Here is a 23,291-nt window from a genome sequence, read left to right on the forward strand (position 1 = left end):
ATCGCAGGGCGTGTGGCACGAGCACGGAACTTCGGGCGCGAAGGGGCGACTCATGGCAGCCGATGTCGATTTTTGCGTTGTGGGAGCAGGTTTCGCGGGCTTGACGGCTGCGTTGCGGCTGAAACAGGCAGGTCGCTCGGTGGCCCTGCTCGAGGCGCGTGACCGGGTCGGAGGCCGTACCTTCACCGAGCTACTCCCCGACGGGACGTGGATCGATCGTGGCGGCGCGTGGGTCGGTCCTGGCCAGGACCGCATCAAGGCGCTGATGGCCGAATACGGGGTAGGCGAATACAAGGAGTACGTCGACGGCGACGCCATGATGATCGTCGACGGCAAGAAGCACCGCTACTCGGGCACGATCCCGTGGGCGATGAGCCCGTGGGCCATCGCGAACCTCGGGGCCGGCCTGCTCGAGATCGGTCAGATGTGCAAGTCGATCCCGTTCGACGCTCCTTGGGAGGCCAAGAAGGCCGCCGAGTGGGACCGAATCACCTTGGGGGAGTGGCTGCATCGGAACATCCGATCGCACCAGGCGCGCGAGATGCTCGACATGGCGATGGCCGGGATCTACACCTCGGCAGCCTCAGAGACGTCATTGTTGTGGGCACTGCACCAGATGGGCTCGGGTGGTGGACCCGTCTTCGTCATCTCCAATTCCGGTGGTGCCCAGGACGCTCGCGTGCATGGTGGCATGGGCGCGATCTACGGACCCATGGCCGCCGAACTCGGTGACGCACTGCACCTTTCGCGACCGGTAGACCTCATTGCGCAGGACGACGACGGTGTCACCGTGCATTCCAAGCGGCTGACCGTCCGGGCCCGGCACGTGATCGTCGCCGTCCCCCTGGCGGTTGCCACTCAGATCGAGTACGAGCCGATGCTCCCAATCGACCGGACCTTCTTGCACCGGCGGATGCCCAGCGGTGCGGTCTACAAGATCTCGGTCGTCTACGACACCGCCTTCTGGCGGGCCGACGGGTTGTGCGGACAGTCGGCCGCACCGGGCAGTCCGGCAACGTTGACCATCGATGCCTGCACGGACACGGGTACGCCCGGCATCATGTGTGTCATCACCGAAGGTCCGGCTGCGCGCAAGCTCGGCCTGCTCGATCCGGCAGCACGGAAAGCCGCGGTGATCGATGAACTCGTCGATCGCTTCGGCCCGAAAGCGGCGTCCCCGATCAGCTATCACGAGCAGGATTGGACGGCCGAGCGCTACTCGGGCGGCGGGATGATCAGTCACGCGCCGACCGGTGTGCTCACGGAGTTCGGCCACGCGCTGCGCACACCGTGTGGGCGCATCCACTGGGCGGGGACGGAAAGCTCGGCGATCATGTGCGGTTGGATCGACGGTGCGGTCCGCTCCGGCGAACGCGCTGCGGCTGAGGTCATGGCCGCGGAAAGTGTTATGGCCGGCTGAGTTTCAGCGCGCCGAGCGCCACCGGGCGATCTCGCGGCCGACTTCGGTTTCGGCCGGCCGGTCGAAGAACCACTCCTGACCGATCCGGTACCAGTTGTTGGTGCTCTGTAGATGGCCCAAGGTGCCGAACGTGAGGAAGTCGGCGCGCCGCGAGAAGACGTGCTCGGGCGGCAGCATCTGCCGCTTCATGCCCGCGAATTCGGTCTGCCGCGGATCGATTGCTGAGACCACCGCGCCGGTGGCCAGCTCAGGCGTGATGGTGAGGTCTTCGTCGACCATGTGCCATTCGCTGGCGGCCCAGATGTACTCCAGGCAATCCTGCGGCGTCACAACGGATTCCGCGTCGACGATGCCCCGGCCCAGCATCAAGCGGTATAAGTCGTCGGCGCGGCCCTCGATCGCGGCGTGGAAACAGTCGAGCTCGAATGCCACGTTGGCCGGATCCATGCGGTTGTACAACCCGAAGTCGACGAATCCGACCCGCCCGTCGGCGGCGAGCATGATGTTGCCTGGATGTGGGTCGCCGCAGAACTCGTGGTTGGTGAACAGCGAACCGATGTAGAAGCGGTAGATCAGTTCCCCGATGTGATCGCGGTCGGCGGCCGGCAACGTGCGCATGTGGTCGAAGCCGGCAGCATCGAGGTATTCGGTGACCAGAACCCGTGGCGTGCAGAACTCGACCACGCTGTCGGGGACGACGATGAACGGGTGTCCGCGGTACTGCTCGGCCACGTGGTGCTGAGTGTCGGCTTCCCGCAGGTAGTCCAGTTCGCTTTCGAAGTTCCGCGTTATCTCGTCGAGCATCGCGGTGTTCGCTGCCGGCCACACGCGCCAGAGCTTCATCAACAGCGCGAGGTTGCGCATGTCCGCCGCAATCGCCCGGTCCACGCCCGGGTATTGGACCTTGACCGCGACGTCGCGGCCGTCGCGCAGCCGGGCCCGGTAGACCTGGCCGATTGATGCTGCGGCCGTGGGGGATTCGTCAAAATCGGCAAACGCCGACGACAGCGGTCCCAGGTCGGCCTCTACGACCTCGCGCATTGCACTGAACGGTGCCCGTGGAGCTTGGTCCCGCAGCGCGGCAAGTTTTCCCCGGAACTGCTCCCGATGCGACTCGGGTACCAGGTCCAGTTCGATCACCGACAGCATCTGCCCGAGCTTCATCGCGGCGCCCTTCATGGACCCCAGTACCGTGACGAGATTCTCGGCCATCTCGATGGTGGCGCGTTCGGCCAGTAGCTCCTTGGCGCGTTCTGACCGGCCGACCATCGACAGCCGGGTGCCGGCGCCGCGCACCGCTTGTTTGGCGGCCAGGGCACCCAGCTTCCCGCCCCGCGCGATACGGCCTTCAGGCAGTCGGCGTGCCACGTCGCCTCCCACGGAATCTGTGCAACGACAGCCTCAAGCTACCGGCGCCTCGCGGGTGATGCGGTGCCAGGCTTCCAAACCGGCCAGACGGGCCTGGATTTCGTCGTCCAGCACAGCGGAAACTTCAAGGGCCTCAACAACAACGCCCTCTGTCGCGGCCACGTCGAGGACGCGAGCCACGACGTCGAGGTCGGGATGGCCCAGCAGCTTGGTGACGGCGGGCTTCGCAAGTTCGGGCTCGATCCGGCTCAGCAGCGACAGCAGCGCCGCCAGTACTTCTGGTTTGCCGCGCAATGCGGACCGGGCCATGCGCTGCGACCGGTCAGAGCCGGCCGCCCGCATGATGTCGTTCATGATCGCGGTCTCCGACACCAGCACTCCGGTCAGGATGATGCCTTCGTCGTCATCGATGGCCTTCTCGAACGCCACAATGTGCTCGTCGGTGGCGAATTCGACGAACCGCGATGCCGTCAGGTAGTCGCGACGCCGCAGCAGTTCTTTCGCGGCTGGGATCAACAGCTTGGCGGGCAGCCGCGGGGCGAAGTGCGGGATGACCCGGGGATCGACATAGGGTGCCGCGTCGGCGAGGTAGGTGGGCTTGAGGCCCGACAGCACGCCGATGGCGCGGTCGCCATGAGCCAGGCCTACCGCGCCGCCCACACGTCCGGCCACTTCGGCCGGCACCGCTCGATGAGCGACGGTGACCACCACGGCATTTGGCACCAGGGGCGCCAGCTTGCCCACCCGGGCGAAGGCCTCGGCCTGTTCGTCGAACAGGGCGTCGGAGAGGGCGCTGCGGAGGGCTTTGAGATCGTCGGCGCCGAGCCGCTCGAGGCTGGACAGGCTTGCAGGGTCGGTCTGCAGCAGCGCGGCCAGCAGTGACAGCTGGGCGCGGGTCAGAATGTCGGCCATCGGTGAGTCACCTTCCGAACAGGATCTTGCGGGCAGCGGGCCGGATCAGCCGGGGCAGGACCTTGAGCCCGTCGTCGAGGGAGTCGTTCAGGCTGCGCTGGTGGGACGCCTTGGCTTTCCTGAGCAGGCTGAGCAGTTGGGCTGATTCCTCGGGGCTGAGCTTGTCGAGTACATCCCGCGGTTGTCCGAGCTCGTCGAGCAGCGGGTTGTCGGTACCCGGGGTAGCGGCTTTGTCCATCCTAAATAACTACCACATTCGGATGGCATAGCTATCCGAAGACATCCGAGTGAGCGGAAAAGGGCCTTTAAGCTGGCCTGTTATCTGGATAGCGATAGTATCGAGGCTCGTCGTGTAGAGGATGTGGAGGATGTGGTGGCGGCTCGGAAGGTGCTGACGCGGGCGGAGAGCCAAGCGCAGACGCGGCAGGAATTGCTGGACGCCGCGGAGCAACTTTTCTACGCCAACGGGTACCACGCCACGTCACTGGCGGCCATCGCGGCAGAGGCCGGACGGACCATCGGTGCGGTCTACAGCAATTTCGAGGGCAAGGAAGCGCTGTGCCTCGAAGTGATCCGCAACCGCTCCATGGCCGAACTCAATCAACTGCTCGGGCCTCTCGTGGCGGCCGGCGTCTCCACCGACGACAGGCTGGCGGCCCTTGCGAGTTGGTGGGCCCGCATCGGCGCCGAGCCCAACCTCGTCGTGCTGACCGCCGAATACGTGACGAGCACTTTCCACAATCCTGAGCAGCTCGCCAAGGCTCGTGAGGCGTTGGAACGGTTCAAGGAATCGACGCGGGTGTTGCTGGAAGACGCTGTGCCGGAAGGGGTTCCGGCCGACCACCCGTTGATGGACGATGCCATCGAGTTGGCGGTTTCGACAGGCGCTGGGCTCGCCATGGCGCAGGCATTGGGGACCATCGATGCCGAGCGCGGCGCCTCGTTGATGGTGGCCAACATGAAGCTGTGGTTCGACGCACTGGCGGTCGGCAAGTCCAACTAGGCCGTCACGGTCCGCCGCGCGGCAGCGCACAGCGCGGCGACCACCTCACTGCCGGTAGCCAGGTCGGCGGCATACCGTGCCCGGTGTTCCCACGTGACTCGCCGGCCGCCCTGTTCGACGACGAACACACCACCGAGTCGGCGCGGATCGCCGGTGCGCTGATAGGGATAGATCCCGGCCCGGACGAAATTGAGAAATGCGCTCGCATTCCGGATCGGGTTCAACCATCGCCGTCGAGCGGCCAATCCCATTGTGCGATAAAGCGTGTGGTCTTGAGTGACCATGACGGGAGCGCGGAAACCGGCCCGCTTCCGGAAGGTGAAACCCTGGATCGACGTGCCGATGCCGAGCAGGATCACCTGGGCGCCAAGCGCTTCCACTTCATCGAAGCGCGCGGTCAACTCTCTGGCTTGAGCCAGGCCGAAGGCGCTGCCGAATTGCGGCAGGAACACCAGTGCCACCGGCCCGTCGCGCCAGAAGTCCTGAAACTCGTGCAGGTGGTGCCGGTCATCCAACACCCGCTCATTGCTGATGACATCGACCCGGGTCATATGCCCGCTCCCGCAACGGCGAACGGGCACATCGTGCCGCGTTTGCCGTGCTGCAGCGTCAGGCCCGGATCGTGCGTCATCTCGACGAAGCCGGTGCTGTCGGCATGGCGAACCACGTTGTGCAGATAACCCCACATCTCGGGTCCGAAGTACGGGATGAAGATGCGGTCGAAGATCGGGTTCTCCAGCGCCTTGACGGTCGCCTTGACCAACAGTGAGCCCAGTCGCGGGCGCATCCGGTAGTCCTCGAGGCCGCAGATCTGTCGCACATACGGCGTCAGTAGGGGGATGGCAGCCCAGATTGCGACCCGCATCAGCGTGCCGATGACCAGATTCGGGTTCAGCGGGGTCACCGGGGGATGGGTCATGAAGTCGGTGAGTTCCTGTGCCGGCCGCGTGAAAGCCATGAGTTCCTGCTCGGCACGCTGCACCCACGCTTCGACGTCCTCGGGGGTGTCGGGCAACTCGCCCGCCGGCATTCCCATCAGCTGGCAGACCTTGACCTGTTCACGGTAGAACTGGCGCTCGTCGTCGTCGGTCGCATTCGGGTCACCGAAGGTCTTGTACGCCCGCCACAGGTGCGGCCAGCCGACGACGTAGGTGAACTTGAGGGTCTCGATGTGGTTGGCCTGGAACAGTTCTCCCGTCGCGGGCACTTCGCCGGTGATGTGTGAGTGCTTGCGGAACAGGTCCACGCCGACTTTCTCGGCGTTGACAGTGTCGCCTGCGACCGCGCCGGCGAAGAAGTGCAGGCTGCGGCGGATACGGCCGATCGTGTCGTAGTAGTACGTGGTGTGGTGGCCGACGCCGTACGCGCCGTCGGGATCCAGTACCGAGATGAAAAGTCCTGAGAGGGCCCCCATTCCGGCGACCATGACGTTCTCGTAGACCTTCCAGCTGATCGACTCGGGCCCGAAGTAGCCGTTGTCCATCCGTGGGGCCTCCGCTATCGCCAGGGCCTTCTTGCCGTTCTTGCCGTGCAGCTTCAACAGGAAGTCGTACCGGCGATCGATCCGCTGCCGCTCGGCTTTGGGCATCGCGACGTCCTGCAAACGGACTGCCTTCATGGGTCCTCCTACTTTGAGATAGCAACGCTATTCCAATTGTGACGCTACCTCAAGCGATGTGGGTGGACAAGGGGTCGTCCGTCGGGCGGGAAACGCGAGCGACTGAGGCTGCCCGGCCGCCATAGGATGCGGAGGACCAGCAAGATGGAGGGCCGATGTCAGACGTTGCCGTGCAGAAGTTGGTGGACGCCGAGGAGTTGCGAACGCGCCTGGGCACGTTCGCGCGTGTGGTCGACGGCAAGCGTTGGTCGGACGTGTCGCAGGTCTTCGCCGACGACGTGACGTTCGACTACGGCGATCAGGGGCAGCAGTCAGGCCTGCCGGCGTTGGTGGAGACATTCCGCCGGTACCTCGAAAACTGTGGCGGCACACAGCATCTCATCGGGTCCATCCAGGTTGAAGTGCGTGACGACGACACGGCGGTCACCCGGGCCTACGTGCAGGCCCGTCATCAGGGCCTCGGGCCGCTGGCGGCGGAGAACTTCGATACGAACGGCGAATACACCGACACCTGGGCGCGGCGTCCCGAAGGCTGGCGGATCGTCAACCGGATCAGCCGGTGGTCGGCGATGTCCGGCAATCCGAAGGTGCTGTTCGCCCAGTAATGGGCCGAAACTCAGCGGAAGCGGACGTCCATGGTGGCGAGGCCGAAGATCTTCTTGCCGGCCGACTTCGCCCCGATGATGACGACACCGGTGCGGGTCTCCGGGTCCAGCGATTTGATCTTGCCGCTGAACTCGATGTCGCAGCCCTCGGCCGCGGGTACCACTGCGGGCGCGGAGAGCCGGACCGTGTAGCGGCTGACGGCACCGGGATCGCCCGCCCACGATGACGCGAATCCGGCGCCCAGGCCCATGGTGAGCATGCCGTGCGCAATCACGTCGGGCAGGCCGGCCAGCTGGGCCAGGTCCTTGTCCCAGTGAATCGGGTTGGCGTCGCCGGCCACGCCGGCGTAGTTCACCAGGTCGCCGATGGACAGTCGCAGGTGGCTCGCGGGCAGCTCGTCGCCGACGGCGACGTCATCGAACGACGGCGTGCCCGGGGTGCGGGCCGAGTCGCTCGCAATCCGGACTTCGCCTTCGGGCCGCACCGTCTTGCGGTACTCCTCGGCGCCGATGTCCAGGATGTTCATGTCGTGCATCATGGCCTTCTGCACGGCCGACTTGACGTCGCCGTCGATGTCCTCGGCCGTCACGCCGACGACGGTGGTGTGCAGGGTGTGGACCCGCTCGCCCTTGGTATCGGTGAAGGTGTTGGTGACGGTGATGAAGTCACGGCCCGCGGTCCGGCGCACCGACGTCAGCTCGACGTCGATGACCAGTTCGTCGCCCGCCACGATCGGGCGGTGCTGCTCGAAGACTTCCTCGGTCTGCAGGTAGGTGTCGTAACCGACGACGATCGACTCGAACATCCGGCGGTTGCACTTCATCCCCGGGGTCGAGGTGAAAGTGATCGGTGCGATGACGTCCGCGTAGCCGAGCGCATTGGCGGCAGCGACGTCCCAGTGCGCAGGGTGGTAGTCCTGCACCGCACGCGCGTATTCGCGGAGCTTCTCGCGGCCCACCAGATAGGTGCCGTCCATCTGGTAGTGATGGCCGATCCGCGCTTCGAGCGGCGACGTGTCTGCAGCTGTCGTCATAACTGTGCCCAACTTTTCTATCGGCATGTTCGCTGAGGCCGACCAAAGCACCCTACGCGGCGACGTGGTGCCGACACACGTCGATCGGCTTTCTACCTGCGCCGAGCAGACAGAAATGTGCCCAAAACCACGCGATCCGCTGGGCGCCTGTGGCTGTTCGCGGGCAAAAACAGGGCCGTGCTTGACTGGCAACATGGCCCGCACACCCACTTTGGCCCGCCGGTTGTTCGAGCGATTCGAACCCGTCCACGCGATCACGTACTTCGCGCCCGAGTCGCGGCAGGCGGCCGTCGCTCTCGGCTACCGCAGCTTCTGGAGCGGCTACTTCGCCACCCGGTCGGCGCCCCTGGGGCCGGTGCCTCCGCAGGTCGTGGAAGCGGTTTTCTACAACTTCGCCCCACACCGGGTGGCCAAGTCCCTGGCCGGCGTATGGGACGTCGCGACCCCGGAACAGGCGCTGGCTGCCCGCCAAGCCGGCGCTGTCGCCGCGTTGCAGCGGTACGGCCTGACCGCCGACGAGAACCTGCGCACCGCCGCGGAACTGCTCGGCCGGGTCGCACGGGGCGCGGCTGTCGACGGCCGGCCGCTTTTCGCCGCCCTGTCGGCAGTGCCCTGGCCCGACGAGCCGGTCGCCGCCCTCTGGCATGCGGCGACCCTGCTGCGTGAGCAACGAGGCGACGCTCATGTGGCGACTCTCGTGGCCGCCGGCATCACCGGGCGCGAATCCAACGTGCTGCACGTGGCGGCGGGCCGCACCACCAAGGAGAAGGTCGTCACCACCCGCGACTACGACGACGCCGAGTGGGCGGCAGTGACGGAGCAACTGGTCGGGCGCGGGCTGCTGACCGCGGACGGTGCGCTGACCGACGCCGGACGTGCCCTCAAAGACAACATCGAGTACTGCACCGATGCCGCGGCGCTGCCGACGCTCGACGTGCTCAGTGACGACGAGGTCGAGACCTTGTTCCAGGTGCTCACCCCGATTGCCCGACAGGTGGTCGCCGGCGGGGACCTACCGGCGATCACCCCGATGGCGCTGCAACACAGCGATCTCGACGATCCCGGCGCGAACCTGGTCTAAGCCGCCAGGGCGCCGCGCTTGCGCAGCAGGGGCAGCACACCTTCGGCGAACCAGTAGGCCTCCTCGAGGTGCGGGTAGCCCGAGAGGATGAACTCGTCGAATCCGAGATCGTGGTACTCGGAGATCAGGGCGGCCACTTCCTCATGGCTGCCGACCAGTGCGGTTCCGGCGCCGCCTCGCACCAGACCGACGCCGGCCCAGAGGTTCGGGTAGACCTCGAGGTGGTCGAGACGTCCGCCGTGCAACGCCGTCATGCGTCGTTGTCCTTCGGATTCCGAATTGGCATGCAGTGCTGTGGCTTTCGCGATCTGTTCGGGCGTCAACTCCGCCAGCAGGGAGTTGGCGACGGCCCAGGCTGCTGCGGAGGTGTCGCGGGTGATGGTGTGCAGCCGGATGCCGAAACGCAGGGTCCGTCCGCGGGCCTTGGCCAGTTCGCGGACCTGTTGAATCTTGGCTGCCGCCGCGGCCGGTGGTTCGCCCCAGGTCAGATAGACGTCGACGTGTTCGGCGGCGATGGGCAGCGCCGCCGGCGACGAACCACCGAAATAGAGCTGCGGCAACGGGTTCGGTGGCTCGGATACTCGAGCATCGGTGACGGAATAGTGCAGTCCGTGGTAATCGACAGGACCGCCGCGCCACACGTCGCGCACGATCTCGAGGAATTCGCCGGTGCGTTCGTAGCGCTGGTCGTGGCTCAGCCAGTCGCCGAACCGGCGCTGCTCAACATCGTCGCCACCGCTGACGATGTTGAGCAGCAGGCGTCCTCCCGAGAAGCGCTGGAAGGTTGCCGCCTGCTGAGCGGCCAGAGTGGGCGGCACCAGGCCGGGCCGGAAGGCGACAAGGAACTTGAGTCGGTCGGTCTGCTCGAGCAGCGCCGCGGACGTCAACCAGGCGTCCTCACACCACGTTCCGGTGGGGGTCAGCACTCCCTCGAAGCCGAGGCGGTCAGCGGCGCGGGCCACCTCTCCCAAATAACGCAGGCTCGGCTTGCGGTATCCGGCGGGAACCGTGTGGTGCGACGACGCGTGCGAGGCGCCGACGATCGAGCGGCTGTCGCCGTTGGTGGGCAGGAACCAGAAGAACTTGGCGGACAAGGTGATTGCCTCCTACTTGGCGGTGTTCCAGAACGGCGACAGCTGGTCACTGAATCGGTTGTCGACGTATTGCGAGAAGTTGGGTTTGTGCTCGATCTGTCCGGACGTTTCGAAGACGTCGGCGAGCTGCTGCTCGGACGCGATCACCGCGTCGTTGATGGGTGTGGACAGCCGCAGGCTTCGCGACTGCGCGGCCCGGGCAACCTGCGGATCGATTCCGATTGCCGCGGCGTACTTTTCGTACCAGAGGTCGGGGTGTTCTTTCGCCCAGAGGGACGCCCGGGCGATCCGCTGGACGAGGTCTGCGAGCGCGGTGTTGCGTTTGGCGTCCTGTAGCGCGGCGGTCGAGGCGATCCCGAACCCGTAGCCGTTGGTGACATCCTGCGCGGTGACCAGGGTGCGTACCTTGAGCTGCTTCTGCGCCAGGGCGGTGTACGGATCCCAGATGGCCCACGCATCGGCCTGCCCCTGACTGAGGGCGGTGAAGGCGTCGGCAGGCTGCAGGAAGACCAGCTGAATATCTTTGACTGTCAGACCGGCTTTCTGAAGCTGGAGCAAAAGATGACCGTGCGCCGAGCTGCCCTTACCGACAAGCACCTTCTTGCCGCGGAGTTCGGCGACGGAGTGGACGGGCGAATCAGCGGGAATGAGGATCTGGTCGCCGGTCGCGCTGTTCGAATATGCCGAAACCACCCGGATTTTCGCGCCGGACGCGGCGCCGAAGATCGGCGGCGTATTGCCGGTGACAGCGAAGTCGATCTTTCCCGCGGTCGCGGCCTCGACTTGGGGTGGTCCTGAGGTGAACGTCGAGAACTGGACCTTGTAGGGCACGTTGTCCAGCTCCCCGGCGGCCCGCAGCAGCGCTTCGGTGCCACCCTTCTGATCGCCCACCTGGAGCGTCAGCCCGGTCAGGTCTGACGACGGAACTGTTTGCGGGACAGCCAGATCGCTCTTGGTGTCGCGGCTGGACACGCAGGCGGTGAGCACGGCGCCGGCAGCCACGATCGCGAGCAGGCGGGATATCGCTGAGTGTCTCACTGTCGTCTCCTGTCAGACGCCCAGCTGCGTGAGCAGCTCGGCGCGGTAGTCGTCGGTGCGTCGGTCCCGCAGTCCGTGGGGCTGGCGGGGGTTTTCGATGCGCAGGGTGTGCGCGACCTGGCCGTGCTCGAGCACCACGACGGTGTCGGCCAGGGCGATGGCCTCGTCGACGTCGTGCGTCACCAGCAGTACGCCGAAACTGTGCTGACGCCAGAGGTTCAGGAGCAGGCGGTGCATCGACAGCCGCGTCAGTGCATCCAGCGCGCCGAACGGCTCGTCGAGCAGCAGCAGTTGTGGTTCGGCGACCAGCGCCCGGGCCAGGGACACGCGCTGAGCCTGCCCGCCCGACAAAGTGAGGGGCCAGGCCTGCGCCTTGTCGGCCAGCCCCACCTCGTCAAGTGCCTGTTCAGCGCGGGAAAGCGCTTCGGCGCGAGACAGTTTGGTGCGAGTCAGGCCATAGCGCACGTTGTCGCGGACAGAACGCCAGGGGAACAGCCGAGGCTCCTGGAACGCGATGGCCGGTGCGCCCTGCACGTCCCGCCGGCCATGGTATTCGTCGGCCAGCCCGGAAAGCACCCGCAGCACCGTCGACTTTCCGGAACCGCTGCGCCCGACCAGCGCGACGATCTCGCCGCGGTTCACCCGAAGACTGACGTCATCGAGCACCCTGTTGCGGCCGTACCACTTGGATACCGAATGCAGCTCTGCCGCGGGTGGCTCGGACACGGCGCGCTTTTCTAACGGTAGTTCGTAAAGCGTTGTCATGAAATGCCTTTCAGTGTCGGTACCGCAGGGCCCGGCGCTCCAGGATGCGAACCAGCCCGTCGGTGACGATGCCGAGCAGCGCGTAGACAACGAGCCCGAAGATGATCACGTCGATGCGCAGGAAGTCGCGCGCGTTGTTGATGAGGTAGCCGACACCGGAATCGGCATTGATCTGCTCGGCGACGATGAGCGTGAGCCAGGAGATGGCCAGGGATTGCCGCAGCCCGACGAGGACCTGGGGCGCAGCGCTGGGGATGACGACGGTCCGCAGCCGCTGCAGGGGTGAGAACCCAAGCACCGCAGCGGTTTCGAACAGTTTCGGATCGACCTGACGAATCGCCGACGAGGTGTTGAGGTACAGCGGGAACGCGGCGCCCAAGGCCACCATGAGCACCTTGGGTAGTTCGCCGATGCCGAACCAGACGATGAACAGCGGGATCAGGCCGAGGTGAGGCAGGGCCCGGATCATCTGCATCGTCGGGTCCACGGTGGCGTCCGCCCACTTCGAGAACCCCACGAGGGCGCCGAGTGCGGCGCCGATGATGCCGCCGAGGAAGAGGCCTTCGGCCGCGCGGATTCCCGAAACGCGCAGTGCCTCGGCGAGCTGACCGTTGCCGATCAGCTCGATGCCGGCCTCCGCGATGGTCTGGGGTGCGGGCAGGATGGCGGGATCAATGAGGCCCCACGCGCTTCCGGCCTGCCACAGCAGCAGCACAGCAATTGGAGACAGCCAGCGGATGATTTCCCAGCGCCGCGCGTAGACCCGGCTACGCCATTGCGGCGCAACGGGTTCGGTATCGGGGGCCACCGGCGTTACTGCGGCCACCGGGGCCTCGCGCGTAGTCATCACGCTCCTCACGTCGACGGCAACAGGTCAGGCAGACAGGCCATGGCACCGAAGGTAGGAGGCCGCTTGCGGGAGGTGAAGATTTACCGTCGCCCTGATTCCACGGGAACGTCGAGGCGGCTACATCGAGGGGCCATCGAAGCCGGCAACCGGGCTGCCCGGGAGGTTCTCCAGACGATTACGCATGGATCTCGGACGAAAGCGCATTGATCGTCGGGCCCGGCCTGCCTAGGTTTTGAGGCATGAAGACAGCACTCATCACTGGTTGTTCCTCCGGCTACGGACTCGAAACCGCGCGCTACTTCCACTCGCAAGGCTGGAACGTCATCGCCACCATGCGGACTCCGCATGCCGATCTGTTCCCGGACTCGGACCGCATCCGCGTACTGGCGCTTGACGTCACGGACCCACAGAGCATCGCCGCCGCCATCGACGCGGCCGGCCCAATCGACGTGCTGGTGAACAACGCCGGCGTCGGTGTGGTCGGCGCGTTCGAGGCCACCCCGATGGCGACGACCCGGGAGGTGTTCGAGACCAACACCTTCGGCGTCATCGCGATGACACAGGCCGTGGTCCCGCAGTTCCGGGAACGACGCTCCGGCGTCATCGTCAACGTGACGTCCAGTACGACCTTGGCTCCGATGCCGCTGGCCGCGGTGTACACGGCGAGCAAGGCGGCGATCGAGGGGTTCACCGGCTCGCTGGCGCTGGAACTCGAATTCTTCGGTGTGGCAGCCAAACTCGTCGAACCCGGTTACGGGCCCGGCACGAGCTTCACGACGAACGGCGCCAGCCGCATGGATGGCCTGATTCCGGAGCCGTACCTGGACTTCGCGGCGCCGGTCATGGCGGCGTTCGGCGATGTGGACGTCTTCACGACGGCATCCGACGTGGCCGAGGTCGTCTACCAGGCGGCGACCGATACGTCGGGCCAACTCCGGTTCGCGGCGGGGCCCGACGCGCTGGCGCTGGTCGCTGCGCAGAGCCGGTAGCCACGCTCTCGCTCGGTCGCGGGTACCGTGTCGAAATGGCAACGGACCCGCTCGATTTCATCGTCGCGCTGTTGCAGTCGCGTGGGGTGCGGTCGAAGGTCGTGGCAGGCGGTGGGCGCTGGAGCGTGCGTAAGCCGCGATACACCGATCCGTCCTTCTGCGTGATGCTCGAAGGGACGTGCTGGTTCATCCCGGAGGGCGGCGACGCCGTCGAACTGCGCGAGGGTGATTTCCTGCTCTTGCCGGAGACGCCCAGTTTCATCCTGGCCAGCGACCTCGACCTGCCCGCGACGGACACGGCGATCGATCTCGACCGCGATGCCACCTACGGTGACGGCGCCCCGAGCATGCGCATGCTGGGTGGGTATTTCCAATTCGACAGGGCGAACGCCGAACTCGTGGCACGGCTTTTGCCGGCGGCGATTCTGATCAGGCGCGACGCACCCGGCGCGTCCCGGCTGGGCCGCATCGTCGAGTTGATCGCCGAGGAGGCCGACGAGCAGAACCGGTGTCGGGACCTCATTCTCGAGCGCCTGGTCGAGGTGTTGCTCATCGAGACGTGGCGGTTCGAGACCGAACACGCCGCCGTGGAGCGGGGGTTGCTCGGGGGGCTGGCTGATCCGGCACTCACGCACGCGCTCCGGGCGATGCATGCCGATCTGGCCGGCCAGTGGACGGTCGAGAAGCTGGCGCGCACGGCGGGGATGTCCCGCGCGGTTTTCGCTGAGCGCTTCTCCCGCACCGTCGGGATGCCGCCGCTGCAGTACCTCACCGAATGGCGCGTCGCACGGGCCAAGGAGCTACTGCTCGGTGAGCGGCCGTCGATGTCGGCGGTCGCCACCCGGGTCGGGTACGGCTCAGCGAGCGCCTTCAGTGCCGCCTTCACGCGCGTGGTGGGGTGCTCGCCGGCCGAGTTCGCCCGGCAGGACCGTCAACGCGCGTAACCGGGGCACATCGAAAAGGCTTCAGAGTCGGTACATTTCGCGTGCCATCGCGGCTTCCTCGAACGACGCCTCCCGGCGTGGTGGGTAGTAGTCGGCACGATGCTGAGGCCAATGGGTGCGGCCCTGGACCCAGGTGCCGGCGGCCGAGACCGCTTCGGCGACCTGCTGAGCGCTGTGGCGCAACCAATCCCGCATCATCTCCGCGGGGGCCGGAACGTGTGCGTGTGTCATGCGTTCGACGCTACGAATCAGCTGGGCGGCGGACATCGGGCTCGAGGCTGATCTTGATGTCCGCCCGCGGTAGGAGGCGGTAGGGGTCAGCATCCGACTCAGGGACCGACGAAATCCTCCAGCGCAGACTCGATTTCGTGCGCCAACCGTTGCGGCGCTGCAGCGTCTCCGTGGATCAGATCACGTAGTGCGCGGTGAAACAGGCCGTCCGCGGTCGCGTAGACGATGGCGGGCGTGACGATGATGCGGGACTCGGTGAGCTCGGCGTACGCGGTGACCGCTTTCCAGGTGAGCGCAGCCAGGCTGTCGTCGATCTCGTTGATGCTCACCGCGAATCGATCGTCGAAGAGCGCCTGGGTGCGCAGGTCATACCAGAGCCGGTGCATGACGGCCGACTCCTGCAGTGAGTTGCTCAGCGCGCTGCTGATGCGAGTTTTGAGCTCGGCCCCGGAGCTGCCGTCGATGACGATGGAGTTGTAGCGGTCGACGAAATGGTCCTTGTACTGCCGCACGCAGCACATGACGAGGTCGTCTTTGTCGTCGAAGTAGTAGTGCAGAACGCCGAGCGATATCTCGCAATGCTGGGCGAGCTCCCGCATGCTGGCGCGCGCGAAGCCCAGTTCAGCAAGTCCGCTGGTGGCTTGGGTGGCCAGCTCCTGACGGCGCGCAGCGAACTTTTGCCCACGCGCGCCCGCCAGTCGGCCTGCAACGCGGCTCGAAGGGGTATCCACAGGGCTCCAGTGGCAGATGAGGTGTCAGTGAACTGGCGGGGAATACCAAGTCTATTCCTCTGATCAGGTACTTCTGCCCCGGGGTGGCAAAGTTTGGACGATCGTCTTGAAATGCCTCCAAAGAATGGCGCAGGTCACTATCATGCTCCGCGAGTACTCGAAATTCGACGGAAATGGTGCCGATGAGTGAACAACAAGCAGCGGCGGACTCTGCTGCGGACGACAGGTTGGCGTGGTTGCGGAAGTCGGTCGCGGAAGGGCAGCCGGGAGCGGTTGATTCGGCGTGGAGCTGGATCGTCGAGCTGTCCAAGCTGGCGGACAACGACTCCGATGCTGCCGAAGCGCAGCTCAACGATCTTTTCCGGCTGGGTACGCCGCCGGTCGATCTGGACGGCCCGACGGAGGGCATTCTCGTCATGACGACGACGAACCCTGCGCTCGATACCGTGACGCGGGCTGTTACGGCCCTGTGGATGCCGTGGCAGGGCAAGCGCTTCGATTCGGAGGCCGGCACCGGCGACAATCGGCTGACCAAGAGCACTGGCCTGGTTGGCAAGCTGCTGTGGCCGCTGTATTCGATGCGTGATGCCGAATCCGGCAAACTCGCCTTCGACTTCGCGACCTACGTGGAAGCCGGTAAGGACGACCCCGATCGTCAGGTCATGGTCATCGATTACGCCAACGTTGAATCGAACCCGCGCCTGGTGATCCGGAGCATCCGGGACGAACTGGTGCAGCTCGTGCCCGGTGTCTACCTCGGCAAGATTCTGTTCAACACCGGCTCCGACAAGTACAGCAAGATCGGCTACTTCGCATTGCGCACGCCGCGCTGACAGACCTCGCGTTCACAGCCCACCTAAACGACTAACTCGAAAAAGAAACGGCAACAACATGACTGAGTGGCACGAATACCCGTCTCTGCTCCTGCAGCTGAACGCTCTCACCAAGGCTCGCGATGACCTTCGCGCGCACAATCTGTACGAGAGCTACGGGATGCGTCCTGCCGATGACCTCGGCCAGCCCACCGAAGAAGTGCGTCGGGCCCGTCAGCCTGACGGCACCTGGAACGACCTCGCGGATCCGCACATGGGTGCCAAGGGCACCGGCTTCGGACGCAACGTGCCGCTGTCGATGACCGTCACCGACGTCAAGCGTCTGCTCAAGCCGGACCCGCGCGTCATCAGCCGCAAGCTGATGGCCCGCGACGACTTCAAGCCCGCCGGCATCATCAACGCGCTGGCCGCTGCATGGCTGCAGTTCGAGAACCACAACTGGTTCTTCCATGGCGACGGTGTGCCCGACAAGACCATCGACATCCCGCTGAGCGCCGACGACCAGTTCCCCGAGAACCCGATGAAGATCCGGTGCACCATCCCGCTGCGCGGCGAGATCGCCGATGGTTGCCCCGCACCTGTTTTCGCCAACGCCGAGACGCACTGGTGGGACGGCTCGCAGGTCTACGGCAGTGGCAAGGAGCGCCAGTCGCAGGTCCGCACCTTCGTCGACGGCAAGGTGAAGGTCGACCCGAACGGCCGTCTGCCCGAGAGCGACATCAAGGGCATCGACCTGACTGGCATGCAAGAGAACTACTGGGTCGGCACCGGCCTGCTGCACACCATGTTCGCGCGCGAGCACAACGCGGTCTGCGACGCGCTCAAGAAGGCCTACCCGAGCTTCGATGATCAGCGCCTCTTCGAGATCGCCGTCCTCGTCGTCTCTGCACTCATCGCCAAGATCCACACCGTGGAGTGGACGCCGTGCGTGCTGCGGCATCCGGCGCTGCAGATCGGTATGAACGCGAACTGGTACGGCGCGCTGGGCGAGACGTTCCAGGAGAAGTTCGGCCGGATCAGCGACAATGAGGCGATTTCGGGCATAATCGGGTCGGCGACGGACCACCACACGGCTCCGTTCTCACTGACCGAGGAGTTCGTCTCCGTTTACCGCATGCACCCGCTGATCCCGGACGACTGGAACTTCTTCTCGCTGGAGTCGGGCGAGCACCTGGTCAAGGCGGACTTCACCGACCTTCAGGGTGTTCATACGCGTGGCTTCATGGACAAGATCCAGATGGGCGACATGTGGTATTCGTTCGGTCTGGCCAGCGCCGGTGCCGTGTGCCTGCACAACTACCCGAACGCGCTGCGCAACCTCACCCGGGTCGACGGCCAGGTCACCGACCTTGCCACTCTCGACATCGTGCGTGACCGCGAGCGCGGTGTGCCGCGCTACAACGACTTCCGTGAAGCGCTGCGGATGCCGCGCCGCAAGACCATCGACGACATCACCCCGAACAAGCAGTGGGCGCGAGAGATCAACGAGGTCTACAACGGCGATGTCGACGCTGTCGATCTGCAGATCGGCATGCAGGCCGAGCAGCCGCCGAAGGGTTTCGGCTTCTCGGACACCGCTTTCCGTATCTTCATCCTGATGGCGTCGCGCCGACTGAAGAGCGACCGGTTCTTCACCAACGACTACAAGCCCGAGGTGTACACGCAGGTCGGGTTCGACTGGGTGAACAACAACACCATGAAAGACGTCATGCTGCGCCACTATCCGGAGCTGGAACCGGTGATCGGCGACGTCGAGCGGGTGTTCGCGCCATGGCCGAAGTTGGGTGCACCGGTGCCGGGCAAGAAGAACCCGGTGGTGCAGCTGGCCGACTCGGTCCGCGCCTACTTGCCCTGGGGCTGACGGACACATGGCCGACGATTTCCCGCACGCGTCAATCGTCGAAGGCGTTCGGTTCACCGCTCAGATCGGTGTGCCGAACGTCCTTCTGGGACTGTTCAACAAGCGAGAGTTGCCCACCCGCATCGCATCTGGCCTGAGCTCCGACTACCTGGGATACCAGCTCGTCGAAGGTATGGTGCGCAGCTACGGTCCCGGCCCGTTCTACGTTCGGGTCGTCGCCGACGAGGCGCTGCTGGTGCACCACCCCGATGATCTGGAGTTCGTGCTGGGCGGATCGCCCGACCCGTTCGCCTCCGATCCGAAGCCCAAACGCGAGGGGATGGCGGCGTTCCAGCCGGACGCGCTGACCATCTCCCGCGGGCAGCCGTGGGAGGACCGTCGCCGGTTCGCTGAAGCGGTTCTGGACACCGGACATCCGGTACACCGGTTGGCGCAGGCCTTCGTCGAGAAGGTGGCTCAGACGGTGGACGGCCTCGGGTCCGGGGCGCTGAAGTGGTCCGAGTGGAACGCGGCGTTCCAGCGCCTGACCCGGTGTGTCGTCTTCGGTGACAAGGCCGCCGACGACACCCGGCTCACCTCGCAGCTCAGCGAACTGATGTCCGCGGGCAACGGGATGCCGGGCGAGCCGGCACCGGGGTATCCGGAATTCGTTTCCCACATCGAGTCCTATCTGACGGACCCGGAACCGGGCAGTCTGGCCGCACTCATCGGGGAGACCACTCCGCCGGAGACCGCGAGCCCCGCGAGCCAGGTGATCCACTGGCTGTTCGCGATGGGGGATACCCTGGCGGCCAATGCTTTCCGCACGCTGGCGGTGCTGTCCACGCATTCGGAGAACTTGACCGAGGTCCGGGCGGAGATGGCCGCGGCCGACATCAACTCGGGGCAGGGCATCGCGTCGCTGAAATACCTCGGCGGGTGCCTGCTCGACACCATGCGGCTGTGGCCGACGACGGGGTTGTTCGGCCGCGTCGCAACCCGGGACATCGAGTTTCCCAGTGGGGCGGTGCTGCCCGAAGGCAAGCAGGTTCTCATCTACAACGTGTTCAACCACCGGAACCGTGACCGGATCCCGTACGCCGACCGGTTCTCGCCGGGTGAGTGGGTCAGCGGGGACGCCGGAAGCGACTGGTCGTACAACTTCTTCAGCCACGGCCCACAGGGCTGCCCGGGCGCGGGCCTGTCGGTGTTCCTCGGGCAGGCCTTCCTGGCGCACGTACTGGACGGATCCACTCCCGTGCTGCGCGGCGCTACGCTGAACTCACAGAAGTCACTGCCGCACAGCATCGACCTGTACGGCATCAGCATCGAACGCTAGCTGGGGGACCCTTGTGACGACGACCGCCGAACATCTCCGCTACGCCCTTGACGGACGGTGGCGCGAGGTGAAAGACCGTATTCGGCAAGAGCTTTCCGCTGACCTGTTCAAGCCGCACTACACGCCGGACACCGCGGTGGCCCGAGCCAAGGTCACCGAGCAGATGAAGTACATGGCGTCGCGCGGCGCCGCCGAGGACGCCTTCGCGAAGGGGCACGGCGGCAACGGTGATGCGGGCGCCACCATCGCCCGTATCGAGATGCTGGCCATGAGTGACCTGTCGTTGATGGTCAAGGCCGGCGTGCAGTGGGGCCTGTTCGGCGGCGCCATCGACAACCTGGGCACGGAACGTCACCACGAGGCGTACGTGCGCAAGGCCATCGACCTGGACCTCGTCGGCTGCTTCGGCATGACCGAGACCGGACACGGCAGTGACGTGCAGTCCCTGGAGACGACCGCCACGTACGACCCGGCGACCGGGGAGTTCGTCATCGATTCTCCGACACCTACGGCGCGCAAGGATTACATCGGCGGCGCTGCTGAATCTGCCCAGGTATCAGCGGTTTTCGCACAGCTGATCACGGGCGGCGAGAGCCAGGGCGTGCACTGTTTCATGGTGCCGCTGCGCGACGAGTACGGCAACGACCTACCGGGCATCCGCACCTCGGACTGTCACTACAAGGGCGGGCTGCCCGGTGTGGACAACGGTCGCATCCAGTTCGACCATGTGCGCATCCCGCGGGAGAACCTGCTGAACCGCTATGGCGACGTTGCGGAGGATGGCACCTACTCGTCGCCCATCGACAACCCCAACCGGCGGTTCTTCACCATGCTGGGCACCCTGATCCGCGGACGCGTGACGGTCGGCGGCAGTGCCGCAGCCGCCGCCCGTGTCGCATTGGATATCGCGACTCGATATGCGTTGCAGCGCAGGCAGTTCGAGGCGCCGAAGACGGATGACGAAGTCCTGATCATGGACTACCTGGTGCACCAGCGTCGGCTGCTGCCGCTGATCGCGAAGTCCTATGCACTGCAGTTCGCGCAGAACGAGTTGGTGGCGGACCTGCACGATCTGACGGAGGAAGCCGAACCCGACGGTGAGGTGCAGCGTGAGCTCGAGGCGCGCGCCGCCGGTCTGAAGGCCGCGGCGACGTGGCACGCCACCAAAGCCATCCAGGAGTGCCGCGAAGCCTGTGGCGGCGCAGGGTATCTGGCGGAGAACCGGCTCATCGCGCTCAAGGCGGACACCGACGTGTTCACCACCTTCGAAGGCGACAACCACGTCTTGACGCAGTTGGTGGCCAAGCACCTGCTCACCGAGTACGCCGACGACATCAAGGGCATGAGCCCATTCGAGTGGGTGAAGTTCGCGACCAGCACGGCCCGCGAGCGGGTGCGTCGGAGTACCGGCACCGAGACCATCCTGCAGAACCTGCTCGACACTCGCCAGGACAACGAGGAAGAGGGCAGCCTCTTCAACCGCGGCACCCAGGCGAAGATGTTCGAGGACCGGGCCGACTATCTGCTGTCGACGGTCGCCCGCCGCCTGCAGGCCAACTCCAAGGAGATGAGCCCGTTCGAGGCGTTCAACTCCGTGCAGGACCATGTGCTGCACGCGGCGTCGGCGCACATCGACCGCATCGTGTTCGAGTCGTTCGCCGCCGGTATCGACGCGTGCACGGATCCCGAGGCCCGCGAGATCTTCGGCCTCGTGTGCGACCTGTATGCGCTGTCGGTGATCGAAGAAGACAAGGCCTGGTACATCGAGCACCGCTTCCTGTCCATGGACCGGGCGAAGGCCGTCACCGCCGGCATCAACGACCGCTGCCGCAAGCTGCGGCCGTACGCCGAGGTGTTGGTCGACGGGTTCGGGATTCCCGAGCAACTGCGCTACGCCGAGATGCTGCACCCGGAGCGCATCCCGGATATCTGAAAAAGTGTCCCGATTGCGATGACTGAGCACTCCTAGTCAGTGAACGGTGCCCACGAGGGCTCCGACCTGCCAAGGAGAACATCATGACCGCTGTATCTGTCCGCCGTCGCTCAGCCGTCGCAGCTGCGCTCGTCGCCGCCGGAGCCGTCGCCGGCGCACTTGGCGCGGCGAGCCCGGCGAACGCTGGAGTCAACAGGTACCTCGCCATCGCGTTCTCACCGGCGACAGGGCAGTGGGGTTACACACAGAGCCTGTTGGACGCGAACCAGGCCAAGTTCGACGCGGTGGGTTACTGCCTCAACAAGGGCGGGACCGACTGCCGGATCGTGGTGTGGGGCGACAACGAGTGCGCCGCACTCGCGACGAGTCCCAACCCGTTCAACCACAGCCTCATGTGGGGCACAGGTGTGGCCCAGACGCAGAAGGAGGCCGAGACGAAAGCCCGGCTGTCGACGTCGTTCGGCGCGACCGTCGTCCTGTCGTTCTGCTCACTCGGCACCGAGCACTGACACGGGCGGGGTAGCGTCGTCCAATACGGTTGCGGACGGCGAAAGGGACCCGCCATGGATCTGAAGAAGAATGCGGCGCTTTTCGCGGCAGCAGGCGCGGCTGCGGGAATTCTCGTCGCACCGGCGGCACACGCCGATATCTGCGACCCGTCGGCCACCGTCTGTCAGGGCAGTGAGGTCGGCGGCGAAACGTCGGTGCCGGCCGCTTCGCCGTCGGTCATCGCGGACAACGAGGAGTTCCCGTTCGGCGACGATGAGTGGTACCTCTACCCCGGCGGCGTCATCAACCGTGGAGGCGGTGGCGGCGGGCACCGTTAGGTCGAGTGCTGCTTTCTCTCTGGGCATGTTTCGCCGGAAGCCGTCAACTTTCCTTGACCGTCAACGAAAGTTGACGACTCCAGATCGAACGTGTCGACGGAGAGCCGACGCGCTGGTCGAGCTCACGGTGCATCGCCGGTGCTCGATACCTTCTCGGCCAGGGCGGCGAGTTTGTCGTCCAGAATCAGTGCCGCGGCGTGCAGCGGTGGGTTGTCGTCGACAACCATCAGCGACGACGGCTTGACGTAGGTCAGGGCGCTCCGGTTGTCGTCGACTTCCGTCAGCAGGACCTCGACGGGAGCGAACAGCCCGGCCGTCAGGTCGTGTCTGATCATGGTGATTGCGATGAGCGGATTGCCGAGGATGACGCGCAAGGCCTTCCGGTCTACTCCCGCAGTGCTGAGCCACGAGGTGTGGTCGATCAGGTGCATCAACATGAAATCGCTGGGTCCGGCCTGGCGCTGGACGTCCGCTTCGAACGCGTTCCAGTCGCGATCTGCCAATGCTCGGAGGCCGGTTATCTGCGCGGGCTCTGCACCGATATCGGCGAGCAGATCGTCACGCAGTTCATCGAACGTCTTGTCACTGTCGAACCGCATCCGAACTCCGCTGAACGGAATCGCCTGAGCCTCACTCGTCGTCATGATCGACCTTCGCGACGTCGGTGCGATGGACCTGCGGCCGGGGCGTGTGGTCGATGTTCAAGCTGAGCAGTTCGGGGCGGCTGTAGTGTGCTTTGACGATGGTCATCTGGCGGGGTCCTATCGCTGGTGCCGCCGGGGGTGGCGGCCTGACACCTACTCTGCGCCGGGTCGAGGCCGGATGGGGAGGCCGAG

25 protein-coding genes are annotated in these 23,291 nt (G+C 65.6%); 12 read left to right on the top strand and 13 right to left on the bottom strand.

What is annotated here, in order from left to right; all coding sequences use genetic code 11:
• Nucleotides 1–52 precede the first annotated feature (52 nt).
• Nucleotides 53–1,420, top strand: a complete 1,368-nt coding sequence (locus tag EB75_RS01765) for a flavin monoamine oxidase family protein (protein WP_073693773.1) — start codon at nucleotides 53–55, stop codon at nucleotides 1,418–1,420.
• 3 nt (nucleotides 1,421–1,423) lie between these two features.
• On the opposite strand, the gene EB75_RS01770 is transcribed toward EB75_RS01765, so the two are convergent.
• The 3 genes from EB75_RS01770 to EB75_RS01780 are packed head-to-tail and all read right to left on the bottom strand — an operon-like array spanning nucleotide 1,424 to nucleotide 3,938.
• Nucleotides 1,424–2,788: an ABC1 kinase family protein gene (locus tag EB75_RS01770; RefSeq protein WP_073693958.1), complete on the bottom strand. Its 1,365-nt coding sequence runs from the start codon at nucleotides 2,786–2,788 to the stop codon at nucleotides 1,424–1,426.
• Nucleotides 2,789–2,821: 33 nt separating this feature from the next.
• Nucleotides 2,822–3,700 carry a hypothetical protein gene (locus EB75_RS01775; protein ID WP_073693774.1) on the bottom strand — a complete coding sequence of 293 codons (879 nt, stop codon included), beginning with the start codon at nucleotides 3,698–3,700 and terminating at the stop codon, nucleotides 2,822–2,824.
• Between the two features lie 7 nt (nucleotides 3,701–3,707).
• On the bottom strand, nucleotides 3,708–3,938 hold the full coding sequence (locus EB75_RS01780; protein ID WP_073693775.1) for a hypothetical protein: 231 nt from the start codon (nucleotides 3,936–3,938) through the stop codon (nucleotides 3,708–3,710).
• A gap of 135 nt (nucleotides 3,939–4,073) precedes the next feature.
• Between EB75_RS01780 and EB75_RS01785 the strand changes: the two genes are divergently transcribed.
• The gene (locus EB75_RS01785) at nucleotides 4,074–4,703 is read left to right on the top strand and encodes a TetR/AcrR family transcriptional regulator (RefSeq protein WP_073693959.1); all 630 of its coding nucleotides are present in this window, start codon (nucleotides 4,074–4,076) and stop codon (nucleotides 4,701–4,703) included.
• Here EB75_RS01785 and EB75_RS01790 read toward each other — a convergent pair.
• Together EB75_RS01790 and EB75_RS01795 are read right to left on the bottom strand one after the other, a co-directional pair.
• Nucleotides 4,700–5,254: a peroxiredoxin-like family protein gene (locus EB75_RS01790; RefSeq protein ID WP_073693776.1), complete on the bottom strand. Its 555-nt coding sequence runs from the start codon at nucleotides 5,252–5,254 to the stop codon at nucleotides 4,700–4,702. The genes EB75_RS01785 and EB75_RS01790 overlap by 4 nt on opposite strands.
• Nucleotides 5,251–6,321 carry an oxygenase MpaB family protein gene (locus tag EB75_RS01795; protein ID WP_073693777.1) on the bottom strand — a complete coding sequence of 357 codons (1,071 nt, stop codon included), beginning with the start codon at nucleotides 6,319–6,321 and terminating at the stop codon, nucleotides 5,251–5,253. The genes EB75_RS01790 and EB75_RS01795 overlap by 4 nt, the downstream gene beginning before the upstream one ends.
• A 155-nt stretch (nucleotides 6,322–6,476) precedes the next feature.
• Between EB75_RS01795 and EB75_RS01800 the strand changes: the two genes are divergently transcribed.
• Nucleotides 6,477–6,926, top strand: a complete 450-nt coding sequence (locus tag EB75_RS01800) for a nuclear transport factor 2 family protein (RefSeq protein WP_073693778.1) — start codon at nucleotides 6,477–6,479, stop codon at nucleotides 6,924–6,926.
• A gap of 11 nt (nucleotides 6,927–6,937) precedes the next feature.
• Here the strand turns inward: EB75_RS01800 and EB75_RS01805 are convergent, their stop codons facing one another.
• Nucleotides 6,938–7,960: a fused (3R)-hydroxyacyl-ACP dehydratase subunits HadA/HadB gene (locus EB75_RS01805; RefSeq protein ID WP_073693779.1), complete on the bottom strand. Its 1,023-nt coding sequence runs from the start codon at nucleotides 7,958–7,960 to the stop codon at nucleotides 6,938–6,940.
• Nucleotides 7,961–8,153: 193 nt separating this feature from the next.
• Between EB75_RS01805 and EB75_RS01810 the strand changes: the two genes are divergently transcribed.
• Nucleotides 8,154–9,041 carry an SCO6745 family protein gene (locus EB75_RS01810; protein ID WP_073693780.1) on the top strand — a complete coding sequence of 296 codons (888 nt, stop codon included), beginning with the start codon at nucleotides 8,154–8,156 and terminating at the stop codon, nucleotides 9,039–9,041.
• Here the strand turns inward: EB75_RS01810 and EB75_RS01815 are convergent.
• The 4 genes from EB75_RS01815 to EB75_RS01830 are packed head-to-tail and all read right to left on the bottom strand — an operon-like array spanning nucleotide 9,038 to nucleotide 12,785.
• The gene (locus EB75_RS01815; RefSeq protein ID WP_073693781.1) at nucleotides 9,038–10,135 is read right to left on the bottom strand and encodes an LLM class flavin-dependent oxidoreductase; all 1,098 of its coding nucleotides are present in this window, start codon (nucleotides 10,133–10,135) and stop codon (nucleotides 9,038–9,040) included. The genes EB75_RS01810 and EB75_RS01815 overlap by 4 nt on opposite strands.
• 12 nt (nucleotides 10,136–10,147) lie before the next feature.
• On the bottom strand, nucleotides 10,148–11,173 hold the full coding sequence (locus EB75_RS01820) for an ABC transporter substrate-binding protein (protein WP_073693782.1): 1,026 nt from the start codon (nucleotides 11,171–11,173) through the stop codon (nucleotides 10,148–10,150).
• Between the two features lie 12 nt (nucleotides 11,174–11,185).
• Entirely contained in the window at nucleotides 11,186–11,938 is a 753-nt protein-coding gene (locus EB75_RS01825; RefSeq protein ID WP_073693783.1) for an ABC transporter ATP-binding protein, read from the bottom strand.
• 10 nt (nucleotides 11,939–11,948) lie between these two features.
• The gene (locus EB75_RS01830) at nucleotides 11,949–12,785 is read right to left on the bottom strand and encodes an ABC transporter permease (protein ID WP_073693784.1); all 837 of its coding nucleotides are present in this window, start codon (nucleotides 12,783–12,785) and stop codon (nucleotides 11,949–11,951) included.
• A 242-nt stretch (nucleotides 12,786–13,027) separates the two neighbouring features.
• On the opposite strand from EB75_RS01830, the gene EB75_RS01835 reads away from it, so the two are divergent.
• On the top strand, nucleotides 13,028–13,777 hold the full coding sequence (locus EB75_RS01835) for an SDR family oxidoreductase (RefSeq protein ID WP_073693785.1): 750 nt from the start codon (nucleotides 13,028–13,030) through the stop codon (nucleotides 13,775–13,777).
• A gap of 35 nt (nucleotides 13,778–13,812) precedes the next feature.
• Nucleotides 13,813–14,721, top strand: a complete 909-nt coding sequence (locus EB75_RS01840) for an AraC family transcriptional regulator (RefSeq protein ID WP_073693786.1) — start codon at nucleotides 13,813–13,815, stop codon at nucleotides 14,719–14,721.
• A 21-nt stretch (nucleotides 14,722–14,742) separates the two neighbouring features.
• Here EB75_RS01840 and EB75_RS01845 read toward each other — a convergent pair whose 3' ends face one another.
• Together EB75_RS01845 and EB75_RS01850 are read right to left on the bottom strand one after the other, a co-directional pair.
• Entirely contained in the window at nucleotides 14,743–14,952 is a 210-nt protein-coding gene (locus EB75_RS01845) for a hypothetical protein (protein ID WP_142239372.1), read from the bottom strand.
• A 98-nt stretch (nucleotides 14,953–15,050) separates the two neighbouring features.
• A complete protein-coding gene (locus tag EB75_RS01850) occupies nucleotides 15,051–15,683 on the bottom strand; it encodes a TetR/AcrR family transcriptional regulator (RefSeq protein ID WP_073693788.1) in 633 nt (210 codons plus the stop codon).
• A 182-nt stretch (nucleotides 15,684–15,865) separates the two neighbouring features.
• Here EB75_RS01850 and EB75_RS01855 point away from each other — a divergent pair, with 182 nt between their 5' ends.
• The 6 genes from EB75_RS01855 (at nucleotide 15,866) to EB75_RS01880 (ending at nucleotide 22,455) form a co-directional block, all read left to right on the top strand.
• The gene (locus EB75_RS01855; RefSeq protein ID WP_234789641.1) at nucleotides 15,866–16,516 is read left to right on the top strand and encodes a hypothetical protein; all 651 of its coding nucleotides are present in this window, start codon (nucleotides 15,866–15,868) and stop codon (nucleotides 16,514–16,516) included.
• Between the two features lie 58 nt (nucleotides 16,517–16,574).
• Entirely contained in the window at nucleotides 16,575–18,377 is a 1,803-nt protein-coding gene (locus EB75_RS01860) for a peroxidase family protein (RefSeq protein ID WP_064858893.1), read from the top strand.
• Between the two features lie 7 nt (nucleotides 18,378–18,384).
• Complete coding sequence (locus tag EB75_RS01865; protein WP_073693789.1) at nucleotides 18,385–19,695, top strand: cytochrome P450; 1,311 nt, start codon at nucleotides 18,385–18,387, stop codon at nucleotides 19,693–19,695.
• A gap of 13 nt (nucleotides 19,696–19,708) precedes the next feature.
• Nucleotides 19,709–21,628, top strand: a complete 1,920-nt coding sequence (locus EB75_RS01870; RefSeq protein WP_073693790.1) for an acyl-CoA dehydrogenase family protein — start codon at nucleotides 19,709–19,711, stop codon at nucleotides 21,626–21,628.
• Nucleotides 21,629–21,711: 83 nt separating this feature from the next.
• Entirely contained in the window at nucleotides 21,712–22,137 is a 426-nt protein-coding gene (locus tag EB75_RS01875) for a DUF4189 domain-containing protein (protein ID WP_073693791.1), read from the top strand.
• 54 nt (nucleotides 22,138–22,191) lie between these two features.
• Nucleotides 22,192–22,455, top strand: coding sequence for a hypothetical protein (locus EB75_RS01880; protein WP_073693792.1), 264 nt, complete (start codon nucleotides 22,192–22,194; stop codon nucleotides 22,453–22,455).
• Between the two features lie 122 nt (nucleotides 22,456–22,577).
• On the opposite strand, the gene EB75_RS01885 is transcribed toward EB75_RS01880, so the two are convergent.
• Nucleotides 22,578–23,099: a DUF302 domain-containing protein gene (locus EB75_RS01885; protein ID WP_073693793.1), complete on the bottom strand. Its 522-nt coding sequence runs from the start codon at nucleotides 23,097–23,099 to the stop codon at nucleotides 22,578–22,580.
• Nucleotides 23,100–23,291: the final 192 nt, after the last annotated feature.

The sequence above is a fragment of the Mycobacterium sp. ST-F2 genome (genome assembly GCF_001905655.1).
In the GTDB taxonomy this organism is placed as follows: domain Bacteria; phylum Actinomycetota; class Actinomycetes; order Mycobacteriales; family Mycobacteriaceae; genus Mycobacterium.

Coding starts and splice junctions, on each gene's coding strand:
- EB75_RS01860 (WP_064858893.1), top strand. CDS start 16,575: ATGACTGAGTGGCACGAATACCCGTCTCTGCTCCTGCAGCTGAACGCT.
- EB75_RS01865 (WP_073693789.1), top strand. CDS start 18,385: ATGGCCGACGATTTCCCGCACGCGTCAATCGTCGAAGGCGTTCGGTTC.
- EB75_RS01790 (WP_073693776.1), bottom strand. CDS start 5,254: ATGACCCGGGTCGATGTCATCAGCAATGAGCGGGTGTTGGATGACCGG.
- EB75_RS01795 (WP_073693777.1), bottom strand. CDS start 6,321: ATGAAGGCAGTCCGTTTGCAGGACGTCGCGATGCCCAAAGCCGAGCGG.
- EB75_RS01775 (WP_073693774.1), bottom strand. CDS start 3,700: ATGGCCGACATTCTGACCCGCGCCCAGCTGTCACTGCTGGCCGCGCTG.
- EB75_RS01800 (WP_073693778.1), top strand. CDS start 6,477: ATGTCAGACGTTGCCGTGCAGAAGTTGGTGGACGCCGAGGAGTTGCGA.
- EB75_RS01855 (WP_234789641.1), top strand. CDS start 15,866: ATGAGTGAACAACAAGCAGCGGCGGACTCTGCTGCGGACGACAGGTTG.
- EB75_RS01765 (WP_073693773.1), top strand. CDS start 53: ATGGCAGCCGATGTCGATTTTTGCGTTGTGGGAGCAGGTTTCGCGGGC.
- EB75_RS01885 (WP_073693793.1), bottom strand. CDS start 23,099: ATGACGACGAGTGAGGCTCAGGCGATTCCGTTCAGCGGAGTTCGGATG.
- EB75_RS01825 (WP_073693783.1), bottom strand. CDS start 11,938: ATGACAACGCTTTACGAACTACCGTTAGAAAAGCGCGCCGTGTCCGAG.
- EB75_RS01810 (WP_073693780.1), top strand. CDS start 8,154: ATGGCCCGCACACCCACTTTGGCCCGCCGGTTGTTCGAGCGATTCGAA.
- EB75_RS01835 (WP_073693785.1), top strand. CDS start 13,028: ATGAAGACAGCACTCATCACTGGTTGTTCCTCCGGCTACGGACTCGAA.
- EB75_RS01840 (WP_073693786.1), top strand. CDS start 13,813: ATGGCAACGGACCCGCTCGATTTCATCGTCGCGCTGTTGCAGTCGCGT.
- EB75_RS01780 (WP_073693775.1), bottom strand. CDS start 3,938: ATGGACAAAGCCGCTACCCCGGGTACCGACAACCCGCTGCTCGACGAG.
- EB75_RS01875 (WP_073693791.1), top strand. CDS start 21,712: ATGACCGCTGTATCTGTCCGCCGTCGCTCAGCCGTCGCAGCTGCGCTC.
- EB75_RS01845 (WP_142239372.1), bottom strand. CDS start 14,952: ATGACACACGCACACGTTCCGGCCCCCGCGGAGATGATGCGGGATTGG.
- EB75_RS01805 (WP_073693779.1), bottom strand. CDS start 7,960: ATGACGACAGCTGCAGACACGTCGCCGCTCGAAGCGCGGATCGGCCAT.
- EB75_RS01830 (WP_073693784.1), bottom strand. CDS start 12,785: ATGACTACGCGCGAGGCCCCGGTGGCCGCAGTAACGCCGGTGGCCCCC.
- EB75_RS01880 (WP_073693792.1), top strand. CDS start 22,192: ATGGATCTGAAGAAGAATGCGGCGCTTTTCGCGGCAGCAGGCGCGGCT.